This window comes from Pseudomonas sp. PA-7-1E (assembly GCF_021605325.1).
Lineage (GTDB): Bacteria > Pseudomonadota > Gammaproteobacteria > Pseudomonadales > Pseudomonadaceae > Aquipseudomonas > Aquipseudomonas fluorescens_BV.
Map to the genome: position 1 here is coordinate 1 of NZ_WKFA01000004.1, position 17,522 is coordinate 17,522.

14 protein-coding genes and 2 tRNA genes are annotated in these 17,522 nt (G+C 61.1%); 4 read left to right on the forward strand and 12 right to left on the reverse strand.

All coding sequences use genetic code 11. The features are described 5' to 3' along the window. Position 1: 1 nt before the first annotated feature. The 4 genes from GIW79_RS03675 (at position 2) to GIW79_RS03690 (ending at position 3,052) form a co-directional block, all read left to right on the forward strand. A tRNA-Leu gene (locus GIW79_RS03675) sits at positions 2 to 88 on the forward strand. Positions 89 to 242: 154 nt separating this feature from the next. Continuing rightward, positions 243 to 329: transfer RNA gene (locus GIW79_RS03680), tRNA-Leu, on the forward strand. A gap of 144 nt (positions 330 to 473) precedes the next feature. Continuing rightward, positions 474 to 1,499 (forward strand): extracellular solute-binding protein, encoded by a 1,026-nt coding sequence (locus tag GIW79_RS03685; protein WP_198790505.1) that lies wholly within the window; start codon positions 474 to 476, stop codon positions 1,497 to 1,499. Next, positions 1,499 to 3,052, forward strand: a complete 1,554-nt coding sequence (locus GIW79_RS03690) for an ABC transporter permease (RefSeq protein WP_054896268.1) — start codon at positions 1,499 to 1,501, stop codon at positions 3,050 to 3,052. Before GIW79_RS03685 ends, GIW79_RS03690 begins: the two co-directional genes overlap by 1 nt. A 108-nt stretch (positions 3,053 to 3,160) precedes the next feature. Here the strand turns inward: GIW79_RS03690 and GIW79_RS03695 are convergent, their stop codons facing one another. From GIW79_RS03695 to GIW79_RS03750, 12 genes are all read right to left on the reverse strand, one after another. Then, entirely contained in the window at positions 3,161 to 5,095 is a 1,935-nt protein-coding gene (locus GIW79_RS03695; protein WP_236452550.1) for a methyl-accepting chemotaxis protein, read from the reverse strand. Between the two features lie 139 nt (positions 5,096 to 5,234). After that, a complete protein-coding gene (locus tag GIW79_RS03700) occupies positions 5,235 to 6,524 on the reverse strand; it encodes an adenylosuccinate synthase (RefSeq protein WP_014716669.1) in 1,290 nt (429 codons plus the stop codon). A 54-nt stretch (positions 6,525 to 6,578) separates the two neighbouring features. After that, positions 6,579 to 7,766: an ATP phosphoribosyltransferase regulatory subunit gene (locus GIW79_RS03705; protein ID WP_003188066.1), complete on the reverse strand. Its 1,188-nt coding sequence runs from the start codon at positions 7,764 to 7,766 to the stop codon at positions 6,579 to 6,581. A gap of 293 nt (positions 7,767 to 8,059) precedes the next feature. Then, positions 8,060 to 8,926 carry a protease modulator HflC gene (gene hflC, locus GIW79_RS03710; protein WP_003188064.1) on the reverse strand — a complete coding sequence of 289 codons (867 nt, stop codon included), beginning with the start codon at positions 8,924 to 8,926 and terminating at the stop codon, positions 8,060 to 8,062. Beyond that, entirely contained in the window at positions 8,926 to 10,101 is a 1,176-nt protein-coding gene (gene hflK / locus GIW79_RS03715) for an FtsH protease activity modulator HflK (protein ID WP_003188062.1), read from the reverse strand. Before hflK ends, hflC begins: the two co-directional genes overlap by 1 nt. Positions 10,102 to 10,197: 96 nt before the next feature. Beyond that, positions 10,198 to 11,499, reverse strand: a complete 1,302-nt coding sequence (hflX, locus tag GIW79_RS03720; RefSeq protein WP_003188061.1) for a ribosome rescue GTPase HflX — start codon at positions 11,497 to 11,499, stop codon at positions 10,198 to 10,200. 12 nt (positions 11,500 to 11,511) lie between these two features. Next, positions 11,512 to 11,772, reverse strand: coding sequence for an RNA chaperone Hfq (gene hfq, locus GIW79_RS03725; RefSeq protein ID WP_003188059.1), 261 nt, complete (start codon positions 11,770 to 11,772; stop codon positions 11,512 to 11,514). Between the two features lie 94 nt (positions 11,773 to 11,866). After that, entirely contained in the window at positions 11,867 to 12,838 is a 972-nt protein-coding gene (gene miaA, locus GIW79_RS03730) for a tRNA (adenosine(37)-N6)-dimethylallyltransferase MiaA (RefSeq protein WP_034125648.1), read from the reverse strand. Next, positions 12,838 to 14,754, reverse strand: coding sequence for a DNA mismatch repair endonuclease MutL (gene mutL, locus GIW79_RS03735; RefSeq protein ID WP_069868915.1), 1,917 nt, complete (start codon positions 14,752 to 14,754; stop codon positions 12,838 to 12,840). The genes miaA and mutL overlap by 1 nt, the downstream gene beginning before the upstream one ends. Next, the gene (locus GIW79_RS03740; protein ID WP_003188054.1) at positions 14,754 to 16,175 is read right to left on the reverse strand and encodes an N-acetylmuramoyl-L-alanine amidase; all 1,422 of its coding nucleotides are present in this window, start codon (positions 16,173 to 16,175) and stop codon (positions 14,754 to 14,756) included. The genes mutL and GIW79_RS03740 overlap by 1 nt, the downstream gene beginning before the upstream one ends. A gap of 15 nt (positions 16,176 to 16,190) precedes the next feature. Further along, complete coding sequence (gene tsaE / locus GIW79_RS03745; protein WP_014716665.1) at positions 16,191 to 16,661, reverse strand: tRNA (adenosine(37)-N6)-threonylcarbamoyltransferase complex ATPase subunit type 1 TsaE; 471 nt, start codon at positions 16,659 to 16,661, stop codon at positions 16,191 to 16,193. Next, positions 16,649 to 17,509, reverse strand: coding sequence for an NAD(P)H-hydrate dehydratase (locus GIW79_RS03750; protein ID WP_236452552.1), 861 nt, complete (start codon positions 17,507 to 17,509; stop codon positions 16,649 to 16,651). The genes tsaE and GIW79_RS03750 overlap by 13 nt, the downstream gene beginning before the upstream one ends. Between the last annotated feature and the right edge of the window lie 13 nt (positions 17,510 to 17,522).

Here is a 17,522-nt window from a genome sequence, read left to right on the forward strand (position 1 = left end):
TGCCCAGGTGGTGAAATTGGTAGACACGCCAGCTTCAGGTGCTGGTGATCGCAAGGTCGTGGAAGTTCGAGTCTTCTCCTGGGCACCAAATTCAGATCAAACCCGCGAAAGCGGGTTTTTTCGTTTCAGGCCTCTGATTTTTAACGGAAAAATTGATTTATATTTTTCGAATCAGGGGTTTACAGATCAAAAGCCCCGCCGTATAGTTCGCCCCATCAACAGCGGCAACGTTGTTAGATAATGCCCAGGTGGTGAAATTGGTAGACACGCCAGCTTCAGGTGCTGGTGATCGCAAGGTCGTGGAAGTTCGAGTCTTCTCCTGGGCACCAAATTCAGATCAAACCCGCGAAAGCGGGTTTTTTCGTTTCCGGGGTTTGAAAACTTCCCCAGTGATTTTCCCCTCATCCGCACTTGAGAAGATTTATCGTTTATCCTTGCAATGATTTGTTGCACATAAGCGAGGAACACTTCGGATGATGATCCGTGACAATCGACTCAAGACATCCCTTCTGCGCGGCCTGACCCTCACCCTACTCAGCCTGACCCTGCTCTCGCCCGCCGCCCATTCTGCCGACAAGGTCTCCCTGACCTTATACAACGGCCAACACAAAGAAGTCGGCGATGAACTCGCCAAGGCCTTCGAAGCCAAGACCGGCATCCACGTCAACGTGCGCAAAGGTAGCAGCAACCAGCTGGCCAGCCAGGTCGTCGAAGAAGGTGAGCGCTCCCCTGCAGACGTCATCTACACCGAAGAATCACCGCCCCTGAACAAACTCGGCGAGCAAGGCCTGTTGGCAAAAATTGATGCCAGCACCCTGGACGTGCTGCCCAAGGATTACGTTGGCCGCAACGGCGACTGGATGGGCGTGACTGCACGCACCCGTGTCGTGGCGTTCAACCCAAAACTGATTGCTGAAAAGGACCTGCCCAAATCCGTCCTGGATTTCGCCGGCCCCGAGTGGCAAGGCAAGGTCGGCTTCGTGCCCACCAGCGGCGCCTTCCAGGAACAAGCGGTGGCAATCATCAAGCTGCACGGTCGCGAAGCTGCCGAAGAGTGGCTGACCGGCTTGCGCGCCTTCGGCAAGGTGTACAGCAACAATATGGTCGCCCTCAAGGCCGTGGAAAAAGGCGAAGTAGCCACCGTGCTGGTGAATAACTACTACTGGTTTGCTCTGAAAAAGGAAAAAACCAATCTGGATTCCCAACTGCACTACTTCACCGATGGTGATGCTGGCGGCCTGATCACCGTATCTTCCGCTGCCGCACTCAAATCCAGCAAACATCCCAAAGAAGCTCAGCAACTGCTGGCATTCATGGCCAGTGAAGAAGGCCAGCGCGTGATCACCAACACCTCGGCCGAATACCCGCTGCGCAAGGGCATGGAATCGAACCGCGGCCTCAAGCCATTCAGCGAACTGCAGCCACCAAAGGTCACCCCCGCAGACCTGGGTAACGCCGAAGAAGCCCTGGAACTGGAACGTGACGTTGGCCTGAACTGATGAACCCATCGCTTTCCGTCGCGGGGTTCACCCCCCGTCGCAAACGCCCGTCGATCTGGCTGCTGCTACCTGTGCTGTTGCTGGTTGGCCTGAGCCTGTTGCCGCTCGCCTACGTCGGGCTCAAAGCCTGGCAGGCGGGCTGGACGGAGGCGGTGCATCTACTGTGGCGGCCTTATGTGTTCGGACTGCTGCGCAACACCCTGGCGCTGATGGTCGGCGTGACCCTGACCTGCGGCGTGATCGGCCTGTCCCTGGCCTGGCTGCTGGAACGCAGCAACCTGCCAGGGCGGCGCATCTGGGGTGTGATCCTGTGCCTGCCGTTTGCGGTGCCGGCGTTCGTCAGCAGTTTTACCTGGGTGTCGCTGAGCGCCCAGTTCGAGGGGCTTGGCGGCGCGATCCTGGTGATGAGCCTGTCCAAATACCCGCTGGTATTTCTGCCGGTGGCGGCAACGCTACGCAATCTTGACCCCTCCCTGGAAGAATCGGCCCGCACGCTGGGGCTCAACCGCTGGGGCGTGTTCTTTCGCATCACCTTGCCGCTGCTGTGGCCATCGCTGCTGGCCGGCTCACTATTGATCGCACTGCACATGCTGGTGGAATTCGGCGCGCTGTCGATCATTGGCCTGCAGACCTTCACCACCGCGATCTACCAGCAGTTCGAACTGGAATTCAGCAATGCCAATGCGGCAATGCTCTCGGCAGTGCTGCTGGCGATGTGCCTGACCCTGCTATGGCTGGAACTGCGCGTACGCGGAAAAGGCCGGCACGTGCGCATCGGCCAGGGCGCGGCGCGGCACGCCGAGCAGGTTCGACTGGGCAAGTGGACGCCATTGGGCCAGGTGTATTGCCTGGCGCTAGCGATCATCGGCAGCGGCATCCCACTGGGAATGCTCGGGTATTGGTTGGCAGTCGGTTCGTCGGCAGCGTTTCCGATGGCCGAGATCGGTGAGGCGCTGCTGTCTTCCCTGGCGCTCTCGCTGGGCGGCGCCGCACTGTGCCTGGTACTGGCAGTACCGGTTGGTTTGCTGGTGGTGCGCTACAAAGGCCAACTGGCGCTATGGGCCGAACGCTTGCCGTACTTACTGCATGCCCTGCCCGGCCTGGTGATTGCGTTGACCCTGGTGTATTTCGCCCTGCATTACGTGCCAGCGCTGTACCAGACCTCGGCATTGCTGCTGATTGCTTATGCGCTGCTGTTTTTGCCATTGGCGCAGGCGCCGATTCGTACAGCGCTGAACAAGGCGGCGCCACAGTTGGAAGAGGCTGCGCGCACGTTAGGCGCATCGTCCTTCAGTGCGTTTTGCCGGGTGACGCTGCCAATTATCTTTCCGGCGCTGGGGGCGGCGTTTGCCTTGGTGTTCCTGGATGCGATGAAGGAATTGACGGCGACATTGCTGTTGAGCCCGACCGGGCTGAATACCTTGGCGACGGCCGTCTGGGCGCATACCTCGAATGTGGAATTTGCGGCGGCGGCGCCGTATGCGGCGTTGTTGATTCTGGTGTCGGGGTTGCCGGTGTATCTACTTACGACGCGGATGTATTTGAGCCGCTGAAACAGCTATCGCAGGCAAGCCAGCTCCCACAGTTGACCGCGCTCCAACTTTGGAATGCAGTTGAATGTGGGAGCTGGCTTGCCTGCGATGAGGCCCGTCCAGACAACCTCACGCCCTGAACTGCCCCAAGCTCGCCTTCAACTGCGCCGCCAACCCATCCAGCACCTTCCCACTGGCCGTCGTCTCCACCACCGCTTGCGCCGCACGCTCGGCCTGGGCATGGATCACCTCCACGCGCCCACGCACCGCATGCGCGCCCAGGGCTTGATGCTCGGCCGCGCGCGTCGCCAGGCCTATCGCCGCATGCACCTGCTCCACAGAAGCCTGCACCGTCTGCTGCAAGCGCACGCTGTCGCGCAGCACCAGCAAGCCCTCATTGGCCTGGCGCCCCGCCTTGCCGATGGTTTCCACCGCCTCACGCGCGCCCTGCTGCAATGCCACGATATGCGCCTGGATATCGCCGGTGGAGCTTTGAGTCTTGCTCGCCAGCGCACGCACTTCATCGGCCACCACCGCAAAGCCGCGCCCAGTCTCGCCAGCCCGTGCCGCCTCGATGGCCGCGTTGAGAGCGAGCAGGTTGGTTTGCTCGGCGATGCCGTGAATCACGGTGAGCACGACCTCGATTTGCTCGCTTTGCTGCGCCAGCCGTTCGATCACCTGGGAACCGGCCTGCACCTGCCCCGCCAACGCCTCGATCAAGCTACCGACTTCAGCCGAGGTTCGTGAGTTTTCATCCGTGGCCTGGCGAATATCCACCACCTGCTGCAAGGCCGCCTGCATAGCGTGGCTTTCGGCCTGGGCCTCGTCGGCCATTTGCGACAAAGCGCGCAAACTCTCGGCCACTTCATCACGCTGCAAGCCCGCCGCCGCATCGGCGCCAGCATTGCGCAATGTCATGGCACCGATTTCCACACCGGTACGCTGGGCCACGTCGCCCGCCTCGCGCACGATGGGCTGCAACTTATCCACAAAGCGATTGACCGCCGAGGCCATATCGCCGATTTCATCCTTGCTATTGATCTGCACGCGCTTGGTGAGGTCGCCCTCGCCGGCCGCCAGATCATCCATCGCGGCAATCAGCAACTTCAGGCGATTGACCACGCGTCGCCCCAGCACAATGGCGATCAACAGCAATACCCCAAGCCCCACCAGTGCCAGGCCCATGCCGATACGCCAACGCAGGGTGCCCGCCGCGTCTTGCACGGCGGCGGCGGTGTTGGCCGTCATTTGCGTGGCAGTGGCTTGTGCCGATTGCAGCCGGGCGCCCATGGCGTTGGCGCTGTCAGCGGCGGCTCCCTTGAGGCTATCACCCACCAGTTGATCACCGCTGGCGATCAGCGCGGCAAAGCGCTTATCCAAGGCTTGCAGGTCGGCCTCAACCGCAGCGGTCGACACGCCCATGCGCACCTTGCCGATTTCCACACCGTTGGGGCTGATGGAGGCTTCAACGTAGTACACGGAAGGGTCAGTCTTGGCCGCGTCCAGTACCTTATCCAGAGCACGCTCACCCGCGCCTTTTGCCAGCAACGCCTGGTTGATCGGGTTCTCACGGTTCAGATAACGCGTCAGGTGCTCGCCTGCGGCGTCGTCATACACCACGAACAGCACATTGGGGTTGCGCTGGGCCCGGCGGGCAAACTCTGAAAGGGTCGGCACGTCACTGTCCCACATGGCACGGGGCGCGACCGAGGCCAGCAGTTGCGCCATGTCATTGGCGGAGTCCTGCAGGTCTTTTTCCAGCGTCGCACGCAACTGCTTTTGCTCTTCCTGCAAGCGCGTGGAAAGCCCAGTTGTCAGTCGCTGGCGCGTGCTGGCGGACAGGCTGTCCAGGCTGGACGTGACTTCCTTGCCAGCTTGGGCCAGTTCGCCAGACAACTTCTGGCTATCAATGCCCAGGCGATTGCCCAAATCGGCTTCCAGCGCCGTCACCGTGCTCCGCGTCAGCGCGACGGCCACCAGCACTTGCACCAAAAGAGCGATACCAAGGGTAACGAACACCGGCCGCAACAGACGGCTTTGTAACAACGAGAGAACGGCAGACACTGGAAATCCCTCCACCACGGGTGCCACTAATTTGATAGCACCTCGAAAGAGGGAAACACAGCAAGGGTCGTGCCGCTTGCCAGGCAGAAACGACAAAGGGCTCCCGAAGGAGCCCTTTGCTTTTCACATCAACAGCTTATTACGCGAACGGGTGACGCAGAACGATGGTCTCGTTGCGGTCCGGGCCCGTCGAAATAATGTCGATCGGTGCACCGATCAGCTCTTCCACACGCTTGATGTAGGCGCGGGCGTTGGCTGGCAGCTCTTCCAGGGTCTTGGCGCCCACGGTCGATTCGGTCCAGCCTGGCACTTCTTCGTACACAGGCTGCAGGCCCACGTAGCTGTCAGCGTCAGTCGGGGCAACATCGTTGCCTTGGGCGTCTTTGTAGCCGACGCAGATGTTGATGGCTTCCAGACCGTCGAGTACGTCCAGCTTGGTCAGGCAGATGCCCGAGATGCTGTTCACATCGATAGCGCGACGCAGGATAACGGCATCGAACCAGCCGCAACGACGAGCACGGCCAGTGGTGGCGCCGAATTCGTGGCCTTGCTTGGCCAGGTGCGCGCCGACGTCGTCGAACAGCTCAGTCGGGAACGGGCCCGAACCTACACGGGTGGTGTAAGCCTTGGTGATGCCCAGGATGTAGTCCAGGAACATCGGGCCAACGCCCGAGCCGGTGGCAACGCCGCCAGCAGTAGTGTTGGAGCTGGTCACGTACGGGTAGGTACCGTGGTCGATGTCCAGCAACGAACCCTGGGCACCTTCGAACATGATGTCCTTGCCAGCGCGACGCAGGTCGTGCAGCTCGGCCGTCACGTCCAGCATCAGCGGCTTGAGCAGCTCAGCGTATTCCTTGCACTCGGCCAGGGTCTTTTCAAACTCGATGGCTGGCTCTTTGTAGTAACCGACCAGCATGAAGTTGTGGTAATCCACAAGTTCACGCAGCTTGTCTTCAAAGCGCGGCATGTTGAGCAGGTCGCCCACACGCAGGCCACGACGTGCAACCTTGTCTTCGTAGGCCGGGCCGATGCCGCGACCGGTGGTGCCGATCTTCAGCTCGCCACGCGCCTTTTCACGGGCCTGGTCCAGCGCAACGTGGAAGGACAGGATCAGCGGGCAGGACGGGCTGATACGCAGGCGCTCGCGCACCGGTACGCCTTTTTCTTCCAGCTTGGTGATCTCGCGCAGCAGGGCGTCAGGCGCAACCACCACGCCGTTGCCGATCAGGCACTGCACGCCTTCGCGCAGAACACCCGACGGGATCAGGTGCAAGACGGTTTTTTCGCCATCGATGACCAGGGTGTGGCCAGCGTTGTGGCCACCTTGGTAGCGCACTACGGCGGCAGCATGTTCGGTCAGCAGATCAACGATCTTGCCTTTGCCCTCATCACCCCATTGGGTGCCCAGGACTACGACATTCTTACCCATAACACTTGTCCTCATTCGCGCAAACTTGGTGCCGGCGATGGCCGGCAGGAAAACTCAAGAAGCCAGTGGCGATACTTGCCAAAGCCCGTTCTGCTGAATCAATTGCCGGTCGCAGTCCGCTTCACGGGCGGCGGCCAATGGCTGCCCAGGCAAGGCCTGGACTACACGCTGACCCTCACGGCGTAACTGGCAAACCTGCTGCCAGAGCGCTGCGTCCGTACTGTCGGGCATCCAGATGCCACCAGACGGCAGCTCGACCTCAGCACGCCCCAGGGTCACCAGGGTTTTCAAATCGGTGGAAAAACCAGTGGCCGGACGCGCACGACCGAAGTCGGCGCCGATATCGTCATAGCGACCACCTTGGGCGATGGCCTGGCCAACACCCGGGACGAATACCGCGAACACCACACCGGTGTGGTAGTGGTAGCCGCGCAATTCACCCAGATCAAAATACAGCGGCAGCTCCGGGAACCGTGCCGACAGGCGCTCGGCAATTGCCAGCACATCGTCCAGTGCTGCCAATACCGGTGCCGGCGCATTGGCCAGGCGCTCACGCGCAGCCACCAGCACTTCACGGCCGCCGCACAGGTCTACCAGCGCCCGCAGCATGCCAGCCAGCTCAGCAGGCACACCCTCGGTGAGAGCGATCACTTCATCGATCGCCTTGCGCTGCAGGGCATCGAACAACTGTTGCTCCACTTCACCGGACAACCCGGCAGCACGCGCCAGGCCACGGTAGATACCGACGTGGCCCAGGTCCATGTGCACGTCCGGCACATCCGCCAGTTGCAGCATGGCCAGCATCAGGCTGATCACTTCCACATCGCTGCTCGGGCTGGCGTCGCCGTACAACTCGGCGCCCAACTGGATCGGGCTACGGGAAGACGACAACGCGCGCGGCTGGGCATGCAGTACGCTGCCGGCGTAGCACAGACGGCTCGGGCCTTCACGACGCAGGGTGTGCGCATCGATGCGCGCCACTTGTGGCGTGATGTCGGCACGGAACCCCATTTGCCGGCCCGATTGCGGGTCGATGACCTTGAAGGTGCGCAGATCCAGGTCCTGGCCCGCGCCGGTCAGCAGGGATTCCAGGTACTCGATATGGGGAGTCACGACAAACTCGTAACCCCAGCTCTGGAACAGATCCAACACCTGGCGACGCGCTACTTCAATGCGCGCAGCTTCTGGTGGCAGTACTTCTTCGATGCCATCTGGCAGCAGCCAGCGGTCTACCGTTGCCATTACGCCATTCCCCTTTGATCCGGGCGGCCAGCCCTCGGCCGAGCCTTGAGTGAAGCAGAAAATACCCGCCCCTTGCATAAACCACGCGCAAGAGCGACGTGACGAACGGCCTGCAAACGGCCTCGTCGGGCACTTTCCTCGAAAAACCTGTCACGCCTGCCGAATCAAACATGCAGACGCAAAAAAGCCGGGAATTTCCCGGCTGCCGCATCATACACCCGTTTTCTGAAAGGATCACCCCGCCAGGCATTTTAGCCGCCCGACGGAGTGCGCCTTACAGAATCACGGGCTGGTTACTTGGACTTTTCCAGGTAGCGGAAGAAGTCGCTGCTTGGGTCCAACACCAGTACGTCGGTTTTGTTCGCGAAGCTTTCACGGTAAGCGCGCAGGCTACGGTAGAACGCGTAGAACTCCTGGTCCTGGCCGTAGGCCTTGGCGTAGATCGCCGCGGCTTGAGCATCGCCGTCACCACGAGCCTCTTCAGACTCACGATAAGCTTCTGCCAGCAGTACACGACGCTGACGGTCGGCATCGGCACGGATACCTTCAGCCAACTCGTTACCCTTGGCGCGGTGCTCACGCGCTTCACGCTCACGCTCGGTGCTCATACGCTCGAACACGCTGCGGTTCACTTCCTTGGGCAGGTCAATGGCCTTGACGCGAACGTCGACCACTTCAATACCCAGCTCTTTTTCCGCCATGGTGTTCAGCGAACGGGTGATGTCAGCCATCAGCGCATCACGTTCACCGGATACCACCTCGTGCAGGGTGCGCTTACCAAACTGGTCACGCAGGCCCGATTCCAGACGACGGGACAAACGCTCGTCGGCAATCTGCTTGAGGCCGGAAGTCGCGGTGTAGAAGCGCTCGGCATCCTTGACGCGCCACTTGGCGTAGGCGTCAACCATCACGGCTTTCTTTTCCAGGGTCAGGAAGCGCTGTGTCGGTGCATCCAGGGTCATCAGGCGGGCGTCGAACTTGCGCACCTGGTTGACGTAGGGGACTTTCACATGCAGGCCCGGCTGGACATCCGCCTGGACCACGCGACCGAATTGCAGCAGCACCGCACGCTCGGTCTGAGCGACGATGTAGAAGCAGTTCCAGGCAGCGATGACCACGACGACGCCCACAATCAGGGCGGTCAGCGATTTATTGCTCATCAACGGCTCTCCCTGGTACGTGTTTGCTGTTGCAGCAAGTCAGCGGCCGCACGGGCGCTCGCTTCGTTGGCAGCGGCATTCGAACCGGTGGACGGTGCACTGGCGCCGCTACGACCACCTTCGATCATCTTGTCCAGCGGCAGGTACAGCAGGTTGTTCTGCCCACCTTTGCTGCCGGTCACGAGAACCTTGCTGGTGTTGCTGAAGACTTCCTGCATGGTGTCCAGGTACAGACGCTCGCGGGTCACTTCAGGAGCCTTGCGGTACTCGGCGACCAGCTTGGTGAAACGATCTGCCTCACCCTTGGCGCGGGAGACCACCTCATCGCGGTAACCGTTGGCATCTTCAAGGATGCGCTGGGCCTGACCACGGGCTTCCGGCACAACGCCGTTGGCATAGGTTTCAGCCTGGTTGCGCGAACGCTGCTCGTCTTCACGTGCACGGATCACGTCGTCAAAGGCTTCCTGCACTTCACGCGGTGCCGCTGCGCTCTGTACGTTCACCTGGGTAACGGTGATACCGGTGCGGTAAGTGTCGAGGAAGCGTTGCAGACGCTCCTTGATTTCGCTGGCCATCAACTCACGACCTTCGGTGAGCACCTGGTCCATGGCGGTGGAACCCACCACGTGGCGCAGGGCACTTTCGGTTGCGTGTTGCAGGCTGATTTCCGGCTGATCAACGTTCAGCACGAAGTCTTGCAGGTTGCTGATCTTGTACTGCACGGTCAGCGGCACTTCGACGATGTTCTCGTCTTCGGTCAGCATCTGGCCCTGCTTGGTGTACGCACGCTCACGCGTCACGTTCTCCATGTACTTCTTGTCGATCGGCGGGAAATAGATGTTCAGGCCTGGCCCGACAGTCTCGTAGTACTTGCCGAAGCGCAGCACCACGGCTTGCTCCTGCTCGTCCACCACGTAGACCGCGCTGTACAGCCATACGGCAGCGAGCACGACAAGACCCAGGCCCAGCAGGCCATAGCCACCGCCCTTGCTTGTGCGACCGCCGTCGTCACCACCACGTTTTTTTCCACCACCGAACAACCCATTCAGGCTTTCCTGCAGCTTTCGGAAGGCCTCGTCGAGATCCGGTGGCCCCTTGCGGTCGCCATTATTGCGGCGCTTACCACCCCAAGGATCCTGATTATTCGAGTTGCCACCCGGCTCATTCCAAGCCATAGCGCTCTCCATCTGATAAAGCAAAGACGCACCCACGGCGCGCCGACCAATGCTACAGAATGCCTGCTACTGCGGCACAACCGCTTTCTCAGGCTTTTATTGCAAAGTGTGTTGTTCGATGAACTCTGCCGGTACAACACCCTCTCGGCTGACCAGCCGATTGAGTTCCGAGCGTGGCAATCGAACGGCCAGCAAGCTGACACCTTCTTCGTCGTGTTCTTCTTTCTGTACCGCGCCCAACTCGAAAAACTGTGCACGCAGTCGAGCAAAACGCTGCGGCAAGCGCAAGGTGCCGACGAACAAATCGCTGCCGAGCAATTCGGCAATGGCTTGTTCCAGCAACTCCAAGCCACTGCCATCTCGCGCCGACAACCAGACCCGCTGGGGCTTGCCGTTCTCGTCGCGCTGAATCTGTGGCTCAACGCCTTCAAGCAAATCGAGTTTGTTATAGACCTCGAGGATCGGCAAGTCCTGGGCACCAATCTCGCCCAGCACCACCATGACCTGTTCAATCTGCAACATGCGATCCGGTTCGGCCGCATCGATCACGTGCAACAGCAGGTCGGAATTGCTCGACTCTTCGAGCGTAGACCGAAATGCCTCGACGAGCTTGTGGGGCAGGTGACGAATGAAACCCACAGTATCGGCCAGCACAATCGGCCCCAGGTCGTCGATGTCCAGACGCCGCAGGGTCGGGTCGAGGGTGGCGAACAGTTGGTCGGCCGCGTACACATCCGACTTGGTCACGTTATTGAACAACGTGGACTTGCCGGCGTTGGTGTACCCCACCAGGGACACGGTCGGGATATCCGCACGGGAACGGCCACGTCGCGACTGTTCACGCTGGCTGCGCACTTTTTCCAGGCGGCCCTTGATCTGGCGCAGGCGAACCCGCAGCAGACGCCGGTCGGTTTCCAGCTGGGTTTCACCCGGGCCACGCATGCCGATACCGCCACCCTGACGCTCAAGGTGAGTCCAGCCGCGAACCAGGCGCGTGCTCATGTGGTCAAGCTGGGCCAGTTCAACCTGGAGCTTACCTTCATGGGTGCGGGCGCGTTGGGCGAAAATATCGAGAATCAGACCGGTACGGTCGATCACGCGACACTCGAAAACACGTTCGAGGTTACGTTCCTGACTGGGCGTGAGGGTGTGATTGAAGATCACCAGATCGGCTTCTTCGGCATGAACCAGGTCGCGCAGTTCCTCGACCTTGCCGCTGCCAATCAGGTATTTGGCGGTTGGCCGATGACGCGGCACGTTAAAAAACGCAACGGTCTCGGCGCCGGCCGAATTTGCCAACTCCTGAAACTCCTGCGGATCTTCGCGCGCCTCAGGGTCCTGTCCATCCAAGTGAACGAGGATTACTCGCTCACCACCACCGTGGCGCTCAAAGAACAAAGGAGACTCCTATCAGGCGTTACCTGGCTCAGCGTCACCCTGTTCATCACCTGCTGCGCTAGGCAGACGGATTGGACGAACTGGAACGACTGTCGAGATAGCGTGCTTGTAAACCATCTGGCTGACGGTGTTTTTCAGCAGGATAACGAATTGGTCGAACGACTCGATCGTACCTTGCAGCTTGATGCCGTTGACCAGATAGATGGAAACCCCAACTTTCTCTTTACGTAAAGTATTCAAGTAAGGGTCTTGTAGCGAATGCCCTTTTGACATGTGCCGCACTCCTTTAAGGATCAATAATAAAAAATCGGAAAATAGATAGCTTATGGCCGTCACACCCCCAAGGATAGACGGCAATTGCAAGGACTCAGCTCAATATGGAGACCGTTCCCAAGTATTTCAAGGCGCGTGACAGATTGTCGCTGTCCAGGCTGTCCAACCAGTGCAAATCGCTCCAGCTGCGCAGCCAGGTGAACTGGCGCTTCGCCAATTGGCGCGTGGCAATGATGCCGCGCTCCTGCATTTCGGCGGACGTCAGCTTGCCATCCAGATGATCCCAGACTTGGCGGTAGCCTACAGCACGTATCGAAGGCAGCCCTGCATGCAGGTCGCCTCTTGAACGCAATGCTACGACCTCGTCCACAAACCCCTGTTCCAACATTATTGTGAATCTTTGTGCAATTCGTTCATGCAACACCTGGCGGTTTGCCGGAGCGATGGCCAGATTCGCCACAGTATAGGGCAATTGTGACTGTCCAGATGCGCCTGCATCAGTACTTTGCGCAGTTTGTTTCAGGCGATGTTCAGTCATGGTCTGGCCACTGACGCGCCAGACTTCCAGGGCGCGTGTGAGCCGCTGGGGGTCATTGGGGTGAATACGTTCCGCAGACACCGGGTCTACCGCCGCCAACTGGTCGTGAAGGGCCTGCCAGCCAAGGCGCGCAGCCTCATCTTCAAGTTCGGCGCGCACCTGGGCATCGGCAGGCGGCATATCGGCCAAGCCTTCCTGCAACGCCTTGTAATAGAGCATGGTGCCGCCCACCAGCAGCGGGATATTGCCGCGCGCGGTGATCTCGGCCATGGCCGCCAGGGCGTCGGTGCGAAAGTCCGCCGCCGAATAGCTCTGCGCGGGGTCGATGATGTCGATCAACTTGTGCGGATATTGGGCCAACAGCGCCTTCGACGGCTTGGCCGTACCGATATCCATGTCCCGGTAAACCAGGGCAGAGTCGACGCTGATCAACTCACAGGGCAGCACCTTGGTCAGCTCGATGGCCAGGTCGGTCTTGCCGGCGGCCGTGGGGCCCATCAGGAAAATGGCGGGGGGCAAGGCACTCATCAGCGGCCGCGCAAGAACAGTTTGTCCAAATCATCCAGGCCCATCTGGGTCCAGGTCGGTCGGCCATGGTTGCATTGGCCGCTGCGCTCGGTGTTTTCCATGTCGCGCAGCAGGCCGTTCATTTCCGGCAGGGCCAGGCGGCGGTTGGCGCGGATGGCGCCGTGGCAGGCCATGGTGCCGAGCAATTCGTTGATATGCGCCTGGATACGGTCACTGGTGCCGTACTCCATCAGGTCTGCCAGTACGTCGGCCACCAGGCGGTTGGCCTCGGCCTGCTTGAGCAGCGCGGGAATCTGGCGGATCGCCAGGGTTTCCGGGCCCAGGCGTTGCAGTTCGAAGCCCAGCTTCTGGAACACACTGTGATGTTCTTCTGCGCAGTCGGCTTCACGCTGGCTCACCGCCAGGGATTCGGGCACCAGCAGCGGCTGGCCGCTGAGGCCTTCGCTGGCCATGGCGATCTTCAGGCGCTCGTACATGATCCGTTCATGGGCAGCGTGCATGTCCACCAGCACCAGGCCATGGGCGTTTTCGGCGAGGATATAAATGCCTTTGAGCTGCGCCAGGGCATAGCCCAGCGGCGGAATATCACCGCCGCCTTCGGGCAACGCCACAGCAGCACCCGGCTCGGCACCCGGCAACGGCGCGAAAAACTCACGGTACGCCGCCTGGGCTTCGGCCACCGGCGCCGTCGATTGCGGGCGCGGTGTGTATTGGTACTGATAACCCGCACCGGCACCCGAATTCGGCGCCGTGTAGGCTGGCTGCGCCTGCGGCGATTGCAGCAGGTTGGCCGCCAGGCTCATTTCACCTTGCGGCCCGAACTCACCGGCCTCGGGACCGCTCGGGCGCACCACCGCGGTGACGATCGGCGCCGACAATTGATCATCCGGGCGCACATCACCCAGGGCACGGTGCAGCGTGCCATACAGGAAGTCATGCACCATGCGCCCGTCACGGAAGCGCACCTCATGCTTGGTCGGGTGCACATTGACGTCGACCACCGAAGGGTCAACCTCAAAGAACAGTACAAAGGTCGGGTGTCGCCCGTTGAACAGCACATCGCGATAAGCCTGGCGTACCGCATGGGCCACCAGTTTGTCGCGGACCGCCCGGCCGTTCACAAAAAAATACTGTAAGTCGGCCTGGCTGCGGGAGAACGTCGGCAACCCGACCCAGCCCCACAACCTCAAGCCATTGCGCTCGATCTCAATCGGCAGCGCCTGTTCCAGGAACCCGCTGCCACACACCGCTGCCACCCGCCGAGCACGCGCGGCGTCGTCGTTGGCTTCGTGCAGGCTGAGGATGGTCTTGCCATTGTGGCGCAGGTGAAAGGCCACATCGAAACGCGCCAAGGCCAGGCGCTTGATGACTTCTTGCAGGTGATCGAATTCGGTTTTTTCGGCCTTGAGGAACTTGCGCCGCGCCGGGGTATTGAAGAACAGGTCGCGCACTTCCACCGAGGTGCCCACCGGATGCGCCGCAGGCTGGACCCGAGGCGCCATGTCGCGGCCTTCGGTTTCCACCTGCCAGGCCTGCTCGGCGCTGCGGGTGCGGGAGGTCAGGGTCAGGCGGGCCACGGAGCTGATGGAGGCCAGGGCCTCACCACGAAAGCCCAGGCTCATGACCCGCTCCAGGTCTTCCAGGTCGCGGATCTTGCTGGTGGCGTGACGGGCCAGGGCCAGGGGCAGGTCATCCGAAGAGATGCCACTGCCATCGTCACGTACCCGCAGCAGCTTGACGCCGCCCTGCTCCACATCGACATCAATGCGTTTGGCGCCGGAGTCGATGCTGTTTTCCAGCAACTCCTTGATTACCGACGCCGGGCGCTCAACCACCTCACCCGCAGCGATCTGGTTGGCAAGGCGCGGGCTGAGCAATTCAATGCGCGAGCCGCTGTTCAAGGTGGATTCGCTCATCACTGCGCCGCCAATGAGGTGCCGGGGATGGTCAACACCTGGCCGATCTTCAACTCGTCGGTTTTCAGGTTATTGGCGCTGCGCAAGGCTGCAGGCGTGACCTGGAAACGGACCGCCAGCATGGCAACGGTATCACCGGGTTGCACACGATGGTCACGCGGGCCCTGGGCGATTTTGCCGGAGTCACGCAGCCAGGCGATGTAGGTGCCCGGCGGCGGGTTCTGCTGGAAGAACTGGCGCACGCCGGCGCTGATCGAGCGCGCCAGCGCTTGCTGGTGGCTGGCGCTGGCCAGTTTCGACGCTTCGTTGGCGTTGGAGATAAACCCGGTTTCCACCAGGATCGACGGGATATCCGGCGATTTCAACACCATGAACCCGGCTTGTTCTACGCGCTGCTTGTGCAGCGAGGTCACGCGGCCGATATTGCTCAGGACTTTCTGGCCCACGTTGAGGCTGGAGGTCAGCGAGGCGGTCATCGACAGGTCGAGCAGTACGCCTGCGAGCATCTTGTCCTTGTCATCAAGGGACACGTTGCCGGCCCCGCCGATCAAGTCGGAACGGTTTTCACTGTCGGCCAGCCAGCGCGCAGTCTCGGAGGTAGCGCCGCGATCCGACAGGGCAAATACCGAGGCGCCAAAGGCAGCGGTTGAAGGCGCGGCGTCGGCGTGAATGGACACGAACAGGTCAGCGCCCTTCTTACGGGCAATTTCGGTACGGCCACGCAACGGAATGAAGTAGTCACCGGTACGGGTCAGCTCGGCGCGGTAGCCTTTCATGCCATTGACCTGGCGTTGCAGCTCACGAGCGATGGCCAGTACCACGTCCTTCTCGTGCTGGCCCCGTGAGCCGGAAGCCCCCGGGTCTTCGCCACCGTGGCCGGCGTCGATCACCACGATAATGTCGCGCTTGCCTGCCGGTGCAGGCGGCGGCGGTGGCAGCTTGACCTGGGGTTGCGAAGGGTTGACCGGCACCGCAGGCACCGTCGCCACGCTTGGCGTTGGCGCAGGCGGCGGTGCGGCGTCGGCGGGGTTGTCGAACAGGTCGACCACCAGGCGGTTGCCGTACTGGGCGTTGGGGGCCAGGGAGAAGCTTTTGGGGGTCACGGCCTTTTTCAGGTCAATGACCACACGCAGGTCGGTCGGCGTACGCTGGGCAGAGCGCATGGCGGTGATGGGCGTGTTGGCGGTGGAGACTTTCAGCGGCGCGGCCAGGCTGGCACCGTTGATATCGATCACCAGGCGATCAGGCGCCGTCAAGGTAAAGACGCTGTGCTGGACCGGGCCAGACAGGTCGAACACCAGTCGCGTGTTATCCGGCGCTCGCCACAGGCGAACACTTTTCACCTGTGAAGCAGCCAGAGCATTGACAGTCATTGCCGCAAGCAACACCCCCACGACAGCAACCAACGCGCGAAAGCGCATACCTAACCCCACCAATTATTTGAATTCCAATGCCAGAGCAGCACACCACGACTCAGCGCGTGGGCTCTGGGGCAACAACTTCAGCTGACGTCCGTGCTCATGCGGCGTAATGGTAATGGTCAGGTCCGGCTTTGGCAAAAAGCCTGTGCCTTTATTTGGCCACTCGATCAGGCACAGCGCATCATCGTCGAAGTAATCACGGATGCCCATGAACTCCAACTCTTCCGGATCGACCAGGCGATAGAGGTCGAAGTGGAAAGCACGCACGTCGCCGATCTCGTAGGGCTCGACCAACGTGAAGGTCGGGCTTTTTACCGCGCCGGTATGGCCAAGGCCGCGAATAATCCCTCGGGACAGTGTGGTTTTGCCTGCGCCCAAATCACCCTCGAGAAAGATCAACCCGGCCCCTTGCGTGACCTGTGAAATACGCTGGCCCAACGCGACCATGGCCTCTTCATCTGCCAGGAAAAGAATTACTTCAGGCACGGCGACTGCTCCTCCAGCAATTGACGAATGGCGGGGATCAGGTCGCTGGCAGCCAAGCCGCGACCAAAACTGCCCTGGAGGTATCCGGCGGTCGCGTGCAACCACACGGCCAGGCAGCTCGCTTCGTACGCGAGCATCCCCTGAGCCAATAGTGCCCCGACCAGGCCGGCCAAGACATCACCGAGCCCCGCCGCCGCCATTGCCGGGTGGCCTTGATCACAACGGGCAAGCCGTCCATCCGGGCTGGCAATCAAACTGCCAGCACCCTTGAGGATAGCCACTGCATTGAATTTCTGACTCAACGCGCGCGCCACCTTAAGGCGATCTGCCTGAACCTCGGCTGTCGATAGCCCCAACAAACGCGCAGCTTCGCCCGGATGCGGGGTAATCACACAGTTGGCCGGCAGCTCGACGCTGCCAGTGGCCAGTTGATTGAGCGCGTCGGCATCCCACACCTGCGGCAGGCTGGCATTGGCCGCGACCGACAACAGGCTCTTGCCCCAGGCGGCATCGCCCAGGCCTGGGCCAATGACGATCACCGAGATTTTTTCCAGCAGGCCCATCAACTGGTTGGCCGAGCTCACGCCGACGGCCATGACCTCCGGCAGCCGAGCCAGAGCGGCCGGCACGTGTTCCGGCCGCGTCGCCAGCGAGACCATGCCGGCGCCGCTGCGCAGGGCACTTTCGCTGCTCAGCAACGCTGCGCCGCCAAAGCCACGGTCACCACCGATGACCAACAGGTGGCCGAACTGGCCCTTATGGGCGTCCGGGGAACGCGCAGCCAGTTGCGGCAAATGGCCGGGCAACAACAGCTGAACGTCGGTAATTGGGTGTTTTGTCTGAGGCATGCGTCTTCAAGCT

Excerpts from the sequence above, each read along its gene's own strand:
- GIW79_RS03685 (WP_198790505.1), top strand. The coding sequence starts at position 474 with ATGATGATCCGTGACAATCGACTCAAGACATCCCTTCTGCGCGGCCTG.
- GIW79_RS03690 (WP_054896268.1), top strand. The coding sequence starts at position 1,499 with ATGAACCCATCGCTTTCCGTCGCGGGGTTCACCCCCCGTCGCAAACGC.
- GIW79_RS03700 (WP_014716669.1), bottom strand. The coding sequence starts at position 6,524 with ATGGGTAAGAATGTCGTAGTCCTGGGCACCCAATGGGGTGATGAGGGC.
- GIW79_RS03705 (WP_003188066.1), bottom strand. The coding sequence starts at position 7,766 with ATGGCAACGGTAGACCGCTGGCTGCTGCCAGATGGCATCGAAGAAGTA.
- hflC (WP_003188064.1), bottom strand. The coding sequence starts at position 8,926 with ATGAGCAATAAATCGCTGACCGCCCTGATTGTGGGCGTCGTCGTGGTC.
- hflK (WP_003188062.1), bottom strand. The coding sequence starts at position 10,101 with ATGGCTTGGAATGAGCCGGGTGGCAACTCGAATAATCAGGATCCTTGG.
- hfq (WP_003188059.1), bottom strand. The coding sequence starts at position 11,772 with ATGTCAAAAGGGCATTCGCTACAAGACCCTTACTTGAATACTTTACGT.
- miaA (WP_034125648.1), bottom strand. The coding sequence starts at position 12,838 with ATGAGTGCCTTGCCCCCCGCCATTTTCCTGATGGGCCCCACGGCCGCC.
- mutL (WP_069868915.1), bottom strand. The coding sequence starts at position 14,754 with ATGAGCGAATCCACCTTGAACAGCGGCTCGCGCATTGAATTGCTCAGC.
- GIW79_RS03740 (WP_003188054.1), bottom strand. The coding sequence starts at position 16,175 with ATGCGCTTTCGCGCGTTGGTTGCTGTCGTGGGGGTGTTGCTTGCGGCA.
- GIW79_RS03750 (WP_236452552.1), bottom strand. The coding sequence starts at position 17,509 with ATGCCTCAGACAAAACACCCAATTACCGACGTTCAGCTGTTGTTGCCC.